Source organism: Ewingella sp. C233 (assembly GCF_055407225.1).
On record NZ_JBUZRI010000004.1, the window covers coordinates 148,383 to 161,133 of the forward strand.

Here is a 12,751-nt window from a genome sequence, read left to right on the forward strand (position 1 = left end):
CTCAGGCAGGCTCTTTCGTGCCGCTCTCTTTAATGCCGTAATGGCGCAGCATAGCATCCAGCTGAGGTTCACGCCCACGGAAGCGTTTGAACAATTCCATCGGCTCTTCCGAACCCCCGCGCGACAGGATGTTGTCGAGGAACGACTGGCCGGTCTGACGATTGAAAATCCCCTCCTCTTCGAAACGGGAATAGGCATCGGCAGAGAGCACTTCCGCCCACAGATAGCTGTAGTAACCGGCGGCGTAGCCACCGGCGAAAATGTGGCTGAACGCATGTGGGAAGCGGCCCCAGCTCGGCGATGGCACCACGGCAACCTGCTTTTTGATTTCCGCGAGAGTTTGCAAAATTTGCGCCCCTTTGACCGGGTCATACTCGGCGTGCATACGGAAGTCGAACAGGCCGAACTCCAGCTGACGCAGAATAAACAGCGCCGCCTGATAGTTTTTAGCCGCCAGCATTTTATCCAGCATCTCTTTTGGCAGCGGTTCGCCGGTTTCGAAATGACCGGAGATAAACGCCAGCGCTTCCGGCTCCCAGCACCAGTTTTCCATAAACTGGCTTGGCAGTTCGACTGCATCCCACGGCACACCGCTGATACCAGCAACGCCTGCGGTGTCGATTTTGGTCAGCATATGGTGCAGACCATGGCCGAATTCGTGGAACAGCGTCGTGACTTCGTTATGCGTAAACAGCGCCGGCTTGTTGCCAACCGGTCCGTTGAAGTTACAGATCAGGTAAGCCACGGGTTTTTGCACGTCGCCATTGGCTTTGCGCAGGCTACCTGCACAGTCGTTCATCCAGGCACCGCCGCGTTTGTGTTCACGTGCGTACAAATCGAGATAGAAACTGCCGCGCAGATCGCCTGCTTCATCGAACAGGTCGAAGAAGCGCACGTCTTTGTGCCAGGTATCCACGTCGTTACGCTCTTTTGCCGTGATGCCGTAAATGCGTTTCACAACTTCAAACAGACCTTCGATCGCACGTTGTTCCGGGAAGTACGGACGCAGTTGCTCATCACTGATGGAGAACAGATGCTGTTTCTGTTTTTCACCATAGAAAGGCAAGTCCCAGGCTTCCATTTCGTCCACGTCATAATGCGCTTTGGCAAAGGCTCGCAGCTGTGCGAGCTCCTGCTCAGCTTGCGGACGCGCGCGTTTGGCGAGGTCATTAAGGAAGTCGATCACCTGTGATGGCTTTTCCGCCATTTTGGTGGCCAGCGACATGTCAGCGAAGGATTTGAAGCCCAGCAATTCGGCCAGTTCATGGCGCAATGCCAACTCTTCGGCCATCACTTCACTGTTATCCCATTTACCGGCATTTGGGCCTTGATCGGACGCGCGGGTGACGAAAGCGCGGTACATCTCTTCGCGCAGTTCGCGGTTTTCACCGTAAGTCATCACCGGCAGATAGCTGGGAATATCCAGCGTCAACAGCCAACCGTCCTGCTCTTTCGATTCGGCCAGCGCTTTGGCAGCGGCCACTGCGCTTTCCGGTAAACCTTTTAAGTCATTGACGTCAGTAACCAGCTTGCTCCAGCCCATGGTGGCGTCGAGCACATTATTGCTGTAGGTCGAACCCAGTTCAGACAAACGGGCAGAGATCTCACCGTAGCGCTTTTGCTTCTCAGGCGGCAAACCGATGCCTGACAGCTCGAAGTCGCGCAGTGCGTTATCCACCGCTTTTTTCTGCGCCAGAGTCAGTTTGGCAAAATTAGCGCCCTCTTTCAGATCGCGATATGCCTGATACAGGCCAGCATGCTGGCCGACCCAGGTACTGAATTCGGAAATAATCGGCAGGCACTGCTCGTAAGCTTCACGCAGCTCAGGGCTGTTTTTCACCGCATTAAGATGCCCGATCGGCGACCAGATGCGGCTCAGACGGTCGTCGCTCTCCGCCAGTGGCTGACAGAGCGTCTCCCAGCTGTATGGCCCGGACTGTGCCACCACGCTTTCAACCGTCTGACGGCACGTTTCGATAGCAGATTGCATGGCAGGAACGATATGTTCCGGACGGATCGCAGAGAAAGGCGGCAGGGTAAAAGGTTGCAGGAGCGGGTTGGTTGAAGCTGTAGTCATAGGGAGGTCCTGTAGTTTTGTGCATGATGCGCGCGGCGCTGGCCTCGGCTCTTCGCGCAACACACCGTGAATTTGGGTGATGTTCTATATGACGCAATAACTAACATGAGGTCAAGGCAGGCGGAAATCAAGAGTTCGCCGGGGACCGGAGTACAACCATGCGGGATGCATCTGGAAATCGTGCTGTCACTGACGCTCAGTACTCTTTTTTCTTCCGCAAGCCGGTTAGGATGTGACAGGCTTTTTATTTCAGACACTCAGGAAGCAAAAATGACGACAGCAAAACGGTTTGGAAAAAGCGCAGCCGGTATTGTCGCGCTGATGTTGGCAAGCCAGACGGCATTCGCGCAGGAAACACTGATTTTTGTCCGCCACGGTGAAAAACCCGCCAGCAGCAGCGGTCAGTTGACCTGCAAAGGGCTAAACCGCGCACTGGCGCTGCCGGGGGTTTTATTGCCGCGTTATGGCAATCCGGACTTCATTTTTGCCGCCGGGCCGAAAGAGCAGAAGCAGGGTGATTCACTGCGTCCGTTGTCCACCATCATGCCGACCGCAGTTCGCCTGAATCTGCCGATCAACATTCAATTCCATGCAGATGATGTCGATGGCGTAACCAAAGAGTTACAAAATGACAAATACCAGAACGCGCGTGTATTCGTGGCGTGGGAACATAAAAATCTGGATAAAATCGTCAAACAGATCGTTAAAGAAAACGGCGGCGAACCGGCAGAAGTACCGGAATGGCCGGGCAAAGATTTCGACAGTATCTTTATAGTGACGCTGGATAAATCAGGGGCGCCGCCGAAAGTGACCTTTAAAATCGAAACCGAAAACCTCAACGGCGTTTCTGAAACCTGCCCGAACGCATGACGGTCAGCCCAGCCCCCTGAATGCCGGACAAGGCTTTTGCCTTTTTTACGTCCAGACGGTTTATACTAAGCCGCATTAAAGGCGTGCCGTTTTTGACGGCCGCCTGCCTCACGCATCCAGTACAGTATAAAATTTCGGTAACCCACTGATTTTACTGTCTACATTCATTATTCGGAAACGTAAATCCATGCTGAGTTACCGCCACAGCTTTCACGCTGGCAACCATGCCGACGTCCTCAAACACACCGTTCAGAGCCTGATCATCGAATCTCTGAAAGAAAAAGAGAAACCTTTCCTCTATCTCGACACCCACGCCGGTGCCGGTCGTTACCTGCTGAGCGGCGAACACGCCGAACGTACTGGCGAATATATGGAAGGTATTGCGCGCATCTGGCAGCGTGAAGATCAGCCTGCTGAGCTGGCCCCGTACATGTCGGTCATTAAGCACTTTAACCGTAACGAGAGCCTGCGCTATTATCCTGGTTCTCCGCTCATCGCCCGCCAGTTGCTGCGTGAAGATGACAAACTGCACATGACCGAACTGCATCCGAGCGACTTCCCGCTGCTGCGTAATGAGTTCCAGAAAGACGATCGCGCCAAAGTGCTGCGTGAAGACGGTTATCAGCAGCTGAAAGCTCAACTGCCGCCACTCTCCCGCCGTGGGCTGATTCTGATGGATCCGCCGTATGAGCTGAAAACCGATTATCAGGACGTAGTGAAAGGTATTCAGGAAGGTTACAAACGTTTTGCCACCGGCACATATGCGCTGTGGTATCCGGTGGTCATGCGCCAGCAGATCAAAAAAATGCTGCGTGATCTGGAAGCTACCGGCATCCGCCGTATTCTGCAAATCGAGCTGGGCGTGCGCCCGGATAGCGATCAACGCGGCATGACCGCCTCAGGCATGATCGTGATTAACCCGCCGTGGAAACTGGAACAGCAGATGAAAGCGGTGCTTCCGTGGCTGCTGGAAACGCTGGTGCCATCAGGTACCGGCCATCAGTTAGTGAAATGGGTTGTTCCTGAATAATTCGCCTTTCATAAATTCCATGCTCCCCTGCCAAGACCTTTTCAAAAGGTCTTGGCTATCAAACCTATTGCAATCATTGATCCAATCTTTTCCACAACACGCTAAACTCTTGGGCAATTATTCAGATTAGCAGCGCCGGTATGGCGTTCTTCATTTTTCACAATTCATGGAAAATCCGATGACAAAACATTATGACTATCTGGCAATTGGCGGCGGCAGCGGCGGTATCGCATCAATCAACCGTGCGGCCATGTATGGGCAAAAATGTGCGCTGATCGAAGCGAAAGAGCTCGGAGGCACCTGTGTCAACGTGGGTTGTGTGCCGAAAAAAGTGATGTGGCATGCGGCGCAAATCGCTGAAGCTATTCGTAATTATGGCCCAGACTACGGCTTTGACACCACCGTCAACAGCTTCAACTGGAAAACGCTGGTCGCCAACCGCACCGCGTACATTGACCGTATCCATACCTCGTACGACAACGTGCTGGGCAAAAATAACGTTGATGTGATTAAAGGTTTCGCGCGTTTTGTTGATGATCATACCGTTGAAGTGAACGGCGAGAAGATCACCGCGGATCACATCCTGATCGCCACCGGTGGCCGCCCAAGCCACCCGAACATTCCAGGTGCGGAATACGGTATCGATTCCGACGGTTTCTTTGATCTGATGGAAATGCCAAAACGCGTTGCCGTCGTCGGCGCAGGTTATATCGCGGTAGAAATTGCCGGTGTGATGAATGCACTGGGTGCAGAAACTCACCTGTTCGTACGTAAACATGCCCCGCTGCGTACTTTCGACCCGTTAATCGTCGAGACCCTGCTGGAAGTGATCAACACCGAAGGCCCGGCGCTGCACACAGAATCTATTCCGAAAGAAGTCGTGAAAAATGCTGACGGCAGCCTGACCCTGAAACTGGAAAACGGCAAAGAATTTGAAGTCGATAGCCTGGTCTGGGCAATTGGCCGCGAACCGGAAACCGACAACTTCAACCTGAAAGCGACCGGTGTAAAAACCAACGCCAAAGGCTACATTGAAGTCGATAAATTCCAGAACACCAGCGTCAAAGGCATCTACGCCGTAGGCGATAACACCGGCGCAGTTGAACTGACGCCAGTCGCCGTAGCCGCAGGCCGCCGCCTGTCAGAGCGCTTGTTTAACAACAAGCCAGACGAGCATCTGGACTACAGCAACATCGCCACCGTGGTCTTCAGCCACCCACCAATTGGTACAGTCGGTCTGACCGAACCTCAGGCCATCGCGCAGTACGGCGCTGACAGCGTGAAAGTCTATAAATCTGCGTTCACTGCGATGTATACCGCCGTGACGAAACACCGCCAGCCTTGCCGTATGAAACTGGTTTGTGTCGGTAAAGAAGAGAAGATCGTCGGTATTCACGGCATCGGCTACGGCATGGACGAAATGCTGCAAGGCTTCGCGGTTGCAGTCAAAATGGGCGCCACCAAGAGAGACTTCGACAACACCGTCGCCATCCACCCGACCGGCGCTGAAGAATTTGTTACCATGAGATAACACGCGGCAATTTCCTTGCTGTAAATAAAAAGGCTTTAGATCTTGGATCTAAAGCCTTTTTTACCCTTTGGAGCATCAGTGAAATTAATCGGCGCTTTGCAGTGACTTCATCCGGTTGGCGTAACTCTTGCGCAGTTTTTGCAGTTTTGGCGGAATAACCGCCATGCAGTAACCGTTTCGCTGCCCTGCGCCGTCCCAGTAATTCTGATGATAATCTTCTGCGACATACACTTCGCCCAACGGCTCGATGGAAGTCACCACCGGCTGGCTCTGGTCCGCCTGCGCACGCAGAATGGCCGCTTCGGCTTCGGCGCGCTGCTCATCATTAGCAGGGAAAATCACCGAGCGGTACTGCGTGCCGACGTCATTACCCTGGCGGTTAAGCTGGGTCGGGTCATGGGTAACAAAGTGAATATCCAGCAGGTCGCCATAGCTCAGTTTTTCAGGGTCGAACCCGACGCGGATGGCTTCTGCATGGCCGGTCACACCAGCGCAAACTTGCTCATAGGTGGGGTTTGGCCTGCGCCCGCCGGTATAAACACTTTCTACCGATTCGACGCCAATCACATCTTTAAAAACCGCTTCAGTACACCAGAAACACCCACCGCCGAAGATGGCATATTCGATAGTCATATTCTCTCCCGAGCTCAGATCGTATGAGGGACAAATGCGATGACGACAGCCACGCTACATCATATAAATGTACATGGATGACGGTGGGTCTGCCACCGTGATGCACGCGCGGCGGACTGAGTAGCATTTATCGCCAGAAATGAAGACTCGATCATGACAATAAAGTCAGATTTATTCTCTGACTGTAATTTATCAAGTTCTTTGAGCAGCAGAGTTTTCTAACAATGAAGTTAAATGCTCAATTTTTTGTTTTAAATCAGCAATCTCATTTTTGGTGATATTGTCCACCTTGTCATGTAACGCCGTTATTTCCAGATCGGCTTTCACATTGATGTCCGATTCCATTTCGTTACGGATCTGATCGTTTTTCGCCTGACGCTTTTGATTCATCATAATCGCCGGTGCCGTATAGGCCGACTGGAATGAAAGAAATAAATTAAGCAAAATAAAGGGATAAGGATCAAACGCCGCCTTACGAATAACAATGTTATATCCCGTCCACAGGAGGATCAACGATGTCTGAACAATGATGAACTTCCAGGTGGCGATCGCACTGGTTATCTTCTCCGCCAGCACTTCACCGTAGGTTGCCTCGGTTTCAGCCTCCTCGGGATCCGCCATCAACGTAGCGTGCGTCTCCTGACTTTTTTCACGTAAAGTCTCGAGATGCTCTTCGTCTTTACTGTCCATCATCTTTTCCATTATGGGTTTCCTGGTGGCGGGATCGGATGATTTAATTTTAGTTGGCGGATGGAATTTATCTATTAAAGCACTCCCGATGGAAGCAAGATTTTTATATTGAGGATCCCGCTAAAAAATCTTGTACATGTTAATAACTTTGTATCGATTCTCGCCCAGAAAAAATGCTCAATGCCTTTTCAAGGGACTCATTAGATTACATAAAATAAAACAGCCGAGGTTAATGGCAGGAATGAACATAGGAATTTTTCAGATGAATTTTTGTTATTTATGGTGCCTGGAGGATGTTAATGAGTAAACAATGAATAAACGAACCGAAAATAAATAAGCCCCCGCCAGATAAAACCTGAACGGGGGCGAATACGGGTTCTTAATTTACCGGCAAGCGGTCGAGGATCGCCTGTGCGGTATTCACGTCAGTCACCAGCGAGTTAATCATCCCCGAACGCACCGCGCCGATGATCCCGGCGGCTTTTTCCGGGGTTGCCGCCACGCCGATGGTCAGCGGTGTGCGGCGCAGCTGTTCGGCCGACGCTGCAATCATCCGCTCCTCCCCTTCCCAGTGCAGGATCTCCCCCGCCTCGGTAACGTAATGGCGCAATACATCGCCTGCGGCGTGGCTCAGCGCCTGTTCGCCCGGCGTCGCGGTGCTCGATTCACTTGGTTTTGGCGCGTGCGTCAGGCCCACGCCAACAATCGCCACGTCCAGCCTGTCCCACAGGGAGATAATCTCCTGCACGCTCGGATCACTGAGGAACGCATCACGCAGTTCCGCCGACGAAATATAAGGCGCATGCAGAAAATAAGGCGTGCCTTCCATCTGCTCGGCGGCGCGGCGCACAAATTCGGTTATCTGGAAATGGGGCGCAGCCTGCTGCATACCGCCGTTCAGCGCCACGGTCAAAATGCCCGGCAGACGCGGCATACCGGCCAGCGTCACTTCGCGTATCGCCCTGCCCCAGCCGATACCCAGCACCGAACCGGCACCTAACTCAGCCTGCGACAAAATCGATGCCAGCGGTGCCGCCAGCGACCCGAGCACGTTGTTGGGTGGCGCATCGATCACGTAGGCCGTTTTTAGCCCCAGACGCGAAATCAGATCGGCGGTCATGTTCTCCGGCGACGATAAACCAATGACTTCAATGCGCACAATACCCGCCGCGCGCGCTTTATTGAGCAACCGGGAGATGGTTGCCGTTGACACATCCAGCTTGCGGGCGATCTCCACCTGCGACATATCAGACTCGTAATGCAGCTTAGCCACCATATGCATCATAGCGCGCGTTGCTGCAATATCTTGCAAAATTGGCTCTTTCAGCTTGAAATTCCTTTCAGTAATGAATTACACTCAAATCGTCGATTGAGGAATTATTGCGCAACAGCCTGCTAAATGCAATGTTCCTCACAGGGCTGAATCCCTTGTAAACCGGCGCTTTTCACGGTTTTCGGCCCCCTTTCATCGAAAGGGTTACGACAGAACGTCCAGTGTAATCGAGATTTTTTCATCTGTAATAAATTTCACGCAAAGGAGAGTTTCATGTCAAAAATGTCAACGTCAGAACTTCGCAGCTATCAGCAGATTTGTGGCAAAAACGGCGCGATGCTGGTTGTCGCCTGCGATCAGCGCGGCGCCATGCGCAGCCTGCTGGCCAGCGACCCTCAGCTACAAGCCGCTATTTCCGAACATGAACTCGGCCAGATTAAAGCCGACATCACCCAGTATCTCGCCAGCAAAGCCTCCTGCGTGTTGGTTGACCCGGTCTGCGCCGTCCCTCAGTTAGTCGATGACGGTATTATTGCCCGCGACACCGCACTGCTGATTGGTCTTGATGCTTCCGGCTGGGACACGTCACCTGAAGGTTATCGCCTGTCGCGTCTGGTACCGGGTGTGGATGCCCGCCGTGTGCGCGAACTGGGTGCCACCGGTGGCAAAATCATGGTCTATTTACGCTCAGACTTACCGGAAGCCAACCGCCATAACATTGCTATCCTGCGTCAATGCGAAGAGGATTTCAGCCGTGAAGACCTGCTGCTGGTCGTCGAATTCCTCACCTACAAACTCGAAGATGAAACCGAAGATGCCTATAAAGAGAAAGTGCCCTCGCTGATTTATGGCGGCACCCAAATATGCCTCGAATGCGGCGCGAAAGTGCTGAAACTGCCTTATCCTGGCTCGCCGCAGGCCTGCGCGGCCATTACCAAACTGGCGGGTGACGTTCCCTGGGCAGTGCTATCAGCCGGAGTCGATCACGAAACCTTCCTCAAACAGGTGGCCGACGCCATGAGCGCCGGGGCTTCCGGCGTGATTGCCGGGCGTTCGCTTTGGAAAGACTGTATTTCCCTCGACCGCAGCGCCACCAAAGCTAAACTGGAGTCACTGGCAATCCCGCGTCTGAATGAAATTCAGGCTGTCATACAACAATATTTCAATGCGTCCCGGCAGGGTAACAAGGCGGGCGCAGAACAGGTGGAACATGTCTGAGAACAGAGCGGCTTTTAACGTCGACATCCCTGCCCAGCCGGGTAAACGGGTCATTCTGGTCAACGGGATCCCTGCCTCCGGTAAAAGCCGTCTCGCCGTTGAGCTCTCTGCACAAACAGGCTGGCTGCCATTGTCGCTTGATGGCATAAAAAACCCGTTTCTCCAGCGGCTCGAAGGCGTGGACCGCGCGTTTAACCGCATTCTGGGACAGGCGAGCTATCAGGTTATCTGGTCAATCGTGGCGAATGCACCGCAAGGCAGTACCTTTATTGTCGATGCCTGGTTTGGCTTTCAGCCAAAAGAGGTGCTCAGGGATTACCTGACGCAGGCCGGTGTGACGCAGGTGGTGGAAATCTGGTGTCAGATCTCCGCAGAGCTTGCCGCAAGCCGTTATGGCGCCAGGTTGGATCAACGCCTTCCCGGACATTTAGGAGCGGAATATATTCCCGAATTAAAAATACTGGCAGCAAATGCCCAACCAATATCATTCGGACCGGTATATTATGCCGATCAGGACAAGCCGATAAACATTCAGATTATTAAAGACTGGACAGACAACGCACTGAAATAACAATCAGCGAAGTCCAATTATCGGGAAATATTACGTTACTGTTCAAAACGGCTTGCTGATATTATTTCAGTAACCTTAGTACTTCCATGTCATTAATTTAAGAGAAGAAGTGAGCAATATTATTTCCCACCAATGATAAATAGGACCAGATAGATCACAGTTTTTAATATTGTTAACTATGATACTGAGAAAAGCCGTTAATTATTGTTAAGAGGTAATATGTTAACTGACTGGATTAATGAAAATAACATTAGCGTAATTAATCATATTGAAAATTGGAAAAAGGCGGTGGAATTAGCCGTGCAGCCGTTAATCGATGTCGGGGCAGTTGAAAGCCGTTACCTGCAGGCGATATACGATATGCACCGTGAAATAGGTCCCTATTATGTACTGGGTGAAGGCATTGCGATGCCACATGCCCGGCCTGAAGAGGGGGCTATCCGTACCGCGCTCTCGCTGGTGATTGTCTCCGACGGCGTTGAGTTTGGCAGTGAAGATAATGATCCTGTCTATATTATCTTCGCGCTGGCCGCCGTGGACAGCCATTCACATATTGAAATGATTGCCAGCCTGTCTCATTTATTCTGTGATGATGAGGCCGTAAAAAAATTAAGAGGGTGTCAAAGCAAGCAAGACGTATTGCTAGCCATCCGTCAGTTCTAACGTCGCTTATAGCATTCACTGGCACCTGAGGAATTTTATGAAAAAACTCTCTATATTGGCGGTATGTGGCGCAGGTCTGGGCAGCAGCTTTGCCTGCGAAATGAGTATCGAGGCCGCCCTGAAAGATTTAGGTATTGAAGCTGATCTGTCTCACTGTGATATATCCAGCGCAACGTCAACCCGCGCAGATATTATATTTACCGGCGAGAACTTCAGAACGCAATTTCAGCACTATACGATCAGCGCCAACATTATTTATCTGAAAAGGCTGGTCGATAAAAACGAAATTATTTCCAAACTAACTCCTGTCCTGCAAGAGATGGGGCGGCTGGCGCACTAATATAAACATCTTATTTTTAATAACATATAACTCCAAGCCTACAATATTTATTCAAAATCATTCGAATGACAGCTACGCGGCAAACGGGAAAACCCCGACGCACTTAAATAAGTCAGTGAGTCGGGTGAACCAGAGCGGCCAATAACGCTGTAATTTTAAGGATGAAGAATAAGGGGACTCGCTATGTCTTTCCTGCATTTCATTGTTAACGATGTATTAGGTCAGGCGTCAATATTAATATCACTGATAGCCATGATCGGGCTGATAGCCCTGAAAAAAAGTCCGGGACAGGTTATTACCGGCACGCTAAAAACGCTGCTCGGTTTTTTAGTGCTGTTGTCAGGGGCCAGTATTATTGTTAATGCCCTAACCTTCCTGGGGGAAATATTCCAGAAAGGCTTCCATATGCGCGGCATCGTGACTGACGTCGGGTCAATTGCCGGTATCGCCCAGCAGACGCTCGGGCGGGAAACCGCATTGATTATGGTATTGGCATTTATCGTTAATATCCTGATCGCCCGCTTTACCCGTTATAAATATATCTTCCTCACCGGTCAGGCGTCTTTATGGATGGCAACCGTCTGCTCCGTGATTGGTTATATGGGTGGTTTGCGTGGCACCGAACTGATTGTCACCGGCGGTGTGATCGCCGGGGTAATGGCGGTGGCGATGCCGGTACTGGCACAGCCAATTGTGCGCAAAATTACCGGCTCGGATGACTTTGCGCTCGGCCATTTCTGTACCATCGGTTATATCGTGCAGGCGGGGGTGGCGAAAATCACCGGTGATGTCAGTAAAAGCACCGAAGACCTTGAGCTGCCGCAAGCTTTGTCTTTCTTGCAGGACACTTACCTGTCGATGATGGTAGTGATGATCCCGATTTACCTTATCCCTGCCATTGCCGCCGGGCCAGAGGTGGTCGCGCCTTACGCCAATGGCGTGAACTATCTGGTTTACTCGTTCCTGCAATCGGTGCAGTTCGTGGTCGGGGTCTATGTGCTATTAGCTGGTGTCCGCCTGCTGCTGGCTGAAATCGTACCGGCGTTTCGCGGTATCGCCCTGCGCATCGTCCCTAACGCCATTCCGGCGCTCGACTGCCCGGTGCTGTTCCCCTATGCACCGAACGCGGTCATCATCGGCTTTATCTCTACCACCATCGGTTCAGTTATCGGCATGTTCCTTTTCCCGAGCATTGGACTGGCGATGATCCTGCCCGGAATGCTGACCAACTTCTTTGCGGGCGGTACCGCCGGGATTTTCGGCAATGCGGTGGGCGGACGGCGCGGAGCGATCATTGGCGGGGTTTTCCACGGCCTGTTTATCACCCTGCTTCCGGCACTGCTGCTGCCGCTGCTCGGCAAGTTCGGTTTCTCCAACGTGACCTTCAGCGATTCTGACGTTATCGGCGTCGGGCTGGTGTTCGGTCATTTCCTTAACTTCTTCCACTGAGCCTGACGGAGGTTAATATGAAAGCAGAAATCGATGCCATTGTGGCGCAGAATTTGCCCCCGGCCGAGTGCGCCAAAGCGCTCAACGAGCTGGGAAAACGTTATGCAGAACAAGACGATGCCGACAGCGCCATCGCCTGCTGGGAAAAGAGTATGGCCTGTTACGGCAAACCTGGCTTTGCGCAGGCGCAGCTAATGAAGGCCTACAATGCCAAACGCCGCGAATGCTCACAGGCCGGTGACGGCACAGGGCTGGAGCTCTGGTCGAATAAAATCGACGAGCTGATGCAAAAAAGCAAAGACGCCATTCGTTACGGTTTTTAAGTGCATCCTGCCGGTAAAACTGATACTTAAAAGGCCAGCGACTTCCTGTTGCTGGCCTTTTCACTTTGCACCGGGATCCTTCA

13 protein-coding genes are annotated in these 12,751 nt (G+C 52.1%); 9 read left to right on the forward strand and 4 right to left on the reverse strand.

Going from position 1 to position 12,751, the window contains the following annotated elements; genetic code table 11:
• Position 1: 1 nt before the first annotated feature.
• A complete protein-coding gene (gene prlC / locus ACZRKO_RS18260) occupies positions 2 to 2,077 on the reverse strand; it encodes an oligopeptidase A (RefSeq protein WP_463738659.1) in 2,076 nt (691 codons plus the stop codon).
• A gap of 270 nt (positions 2,078 to 2,347) precedes the next feature.
• Here prlC and ACZRKO_RS18265 point away from each other — a divergent pair, with 270 nt between their 5' ends.
• From ACZRKO_RS18265 to gorA, 3 genes are all read left to right on the forward strand, one after another.
• Positions 2,348 to 2,947 (forward strand): histidine phosphatase family protein, encoded by a 600-nt coding sequence (locus tag ACZRKO_RS18265; protein ID WP_463738660.1) that lies wholly within the window; start codon positions 2,348 to 2,350, stop codon positions 2,945 to 2,947.
• A 187-nt stretch (positions 2,948 to 3,134) separates the two neighbouring features.
• Positions 3,135 to 3,977, forward strand: a complete 843-nt coding sequence (locus ACZRKO_RS18270) for a 23S rRNA (adenine(2030)-N(6))-methyltransferase RlmJ (RefSeq protein ID WP_463738661.1) — start codon at positions 3,135 to 3,137, stop codon at positions 3,975 to 3,977.
• Positions 3,978 to 4,155: 178 nt separating this feature from the next.
• The gene (gorA, locus tag ACZRKO_RS18275) at positions 4,156 to 5,508 is read left to right on the forward strand and encodes a glutathione-disulfide reductase (protein WP_463738662.1); all 1,353 of its coding nucleotides are present in this window, start codon (positions 4,156 to 4,158) and stop codon (positions 5,506 to 5,508) included.
• Positions 5,509 to 5,592: 84 nt separating this feature from the next.
• Here gorA and msrA read toward each other — a convergent pair whose 3' ends face one another.
• From msrA to ACZRKO_RS18290, 3 genes are all read right to left on the reverse strand, one after another.
• On the reverse strand, positions 5,593 to 6,141 hold the full coding sequence (gene msrA, locus ACZRKO_RS18280) for a peptide-methionine (S)-S-oxide reductase MsrA (RefSeq protein ID WP_463738663.1): 549 nt from the start codon (positions 6,139 to 6,141) through the stop codon (positions 5,593 to 5,595).
• A 192-nt stretch (positions 6,142 to 6,333) separates the two neighbouring features.
• Entirely contained in the window at positions 6,334 to 6,843 is a 510-nt protein-coding gene (locus tag ACZRKO_RS18285; protein ID WP_463738664.1) for a DUF1003 domain-containing protein, read from the reverse strand.
• A 367-nt stretch (positions 6,844 to 7,210) separates the two neighbouring features.
• The gene (locus tag ACZRKO_RS18290; RefSeq protein ID WP_463738665.1) at positions 7,211 to 8,143 is read right to left on the reverse strand and encodes a sugar-binding transcriptional regulator; all 933 of its coding nucleotides are present in this window, start codon (positions 8,141 to 8,143) and stop codon (positions 7,211 to 7,213) included.
• Positions 8,144 to 8,377: 234 nt separating this feature from the next.
• On the opposite strand from ACZRKO_RS18290, the gene ACZRKO_RS18295 reads away from it, so the two are divergent.
• The 6 genes from ACZRKO_RS18295 to ACZRKO_RS18320 all read left to right on the forward strand — a co-directional run bounded on the left by ACZRKO_RS18295 (position 8,378) and on the right by ACZRKO_RS18320 (position 12,668).
• On the forward strand, positions 8,378 to 9,322 hold the full coding sequence (locus ACZRKO_RS18295; protein ID WP_463738666.1) for a tagatose-bisphosphate aldolase: 945 nt from the start codon (positions 8,378 to 8,380) through the stop codon (positions 9,320 to 9,322).
• Positions 9,315 to 9,893, forward strand: coding sequence for a P-loop nucleotide/nucleoside kinase family protein (locus ACZRKO_RS18300; protein ID WP_463738667.1), 579 nt, complete (start codon positions 9,315 to 9,317; stop codon positions 9,891 to 9,893). The genes ACZRKO_RS18295 and ACZRKO_RS18300 overlap by 8 nt, the downstream gene beginning before the upstream one ends.
• A 219-nt stretch (positions 9,894 to 10,112) precedes the next feature.
• On the forward strand, positions 10,113 to 10,556 hold the full coding sequence (locus ACZRKO_RS18305) for a PTS sugar transporter subunit IIA (protein ID WP_463738668.1): 444 nt from the start codon (positions 10,113 to 10,115) through the stop codon (positions 10,554 to 10,556).
• Between the two features lie 37 nt (positions 10,557 to 10,593).
• A complete protein-coding gene (locus tag ACZRKO_RS18310; protein WP_463738669.1) occupies positions 10,594 to 10,896 on the forward strand; it encodes a PTS sugar transporter subunit IIB in 303 nt (100 codons plus the stop codon).
• 183 nt (positions 10,897 to 11,079) lie between these two features.
• On the forward strand, positions 11,080 to 12,345 hold the full coding sequence (locus ACZRKO_RS18315; RefSeq protein WP_463738670.1) for a PTS sugar transporter subunit IIC: 1,266 nt from the start codon (positions 11,080 to 11,082) through the stop codon (positions 12,343 to 12,345).
• Between the two features lie 17 nt (positions 12,346 to 12,362).
• Positions 12,363 to 12,668: a hypothetical protein gene (locus ACZRKO_RS18320; RefSeq protein ID WP_463738671.1), complete on the forward strand. Its 306-nt coding sequence runs from the start codon at positions 12,363 to 12,365 to the stop codon at positions 12,666 to 12,668.
• The last annotated feature ends 83 nt before the right edge of the window (positions 12,669 to 12,751 follow it).

Bases quoted from the DNA above. Each gene is read 5' to 3' on its own strand.
- msrA (WP_463738663.1), bottom strand. From the start codon at position 6,141: ATGACTATCGAATATGCCATCTTCGGCGGTGGGTGTTTCTGGTGTACT.
- ACZRKO_RS18285 (WP_463738664.1), bottom strand. From the start codon at position 6,843: ATGGAAAAGATGATGGACAGTAAAGACGAAGAGCATCTCGAGACTTTA.
- ACZRKO_RS18310 (WP_463738669.1), top strand. From the start codon at position 10,594: ATGAAAAAACTCTCTATATTGGCGGTATGTGGCGCAGGTCTGGGCAGC.
- ACZRKO_RS18305 (WP_463738668.1), top strand. From the start codon at position 10,113: ATGTTAACTGACTGGATTAATGAAAATAACATTAGCGTAATTAATCAT.
- prlC (WP_463738659.1), bottom strand. From the start codon at position 2,077: ATGACTACAGCTTCAACCAACCCGCTCCTGCAACCTTTTACCCTGCCG.
- gorA (WP_463738662.1), top strand. From the start codon at position 4,156: ATGACAAAACATTATGACTATCTGGCAATTGGCGGCGGCAGCGGCGGT.
- ACZRKO_RS18295 (WP_463738666.1), top strand. From the start codon at position 8,378: ATGTCAAAAATGTCAACGTCAGAACTTCGCAGCTATCAGCAGATTTGT.
- ACZRKO_RS18265 (WP_463738660.1), top strand. From the start codon at position 2,348: ATGACGACAGCAAAACGGTTTGGAAAAAGCGCAGCCGGTATTGTCGCG.
- ACZRKO_RS18315 (WP_463738670.1), top strand. From the start codon at position 11,080: ATGTCTTTCCTGCATTTCATTGTTAACGATGTATTAGGTCAGGCGTCA.
- ACZRKO_RS18270 (WP_463738661.1), top strand. From the start codon at position 3,135: ATGCTGAGTTACCGCCACAGCTTTCACGCTGGCAACCATGCCGACGTC.
- ACZRKO_RS18300 (WP_463738667.1), top strand. From the start codon at position 9,315: ATGTCTGAGAACAGAGCGGCTTTTAACGTCGACATCCCTGCCCAGCCG.
- ACZRKO_RS18320 (WP_463738671.1), top strand. From the start codon at position 12,363: ATGAAAGCAGAAATCGATGCCATTGTGGCGCAGAATTTGCCCCCGGCC.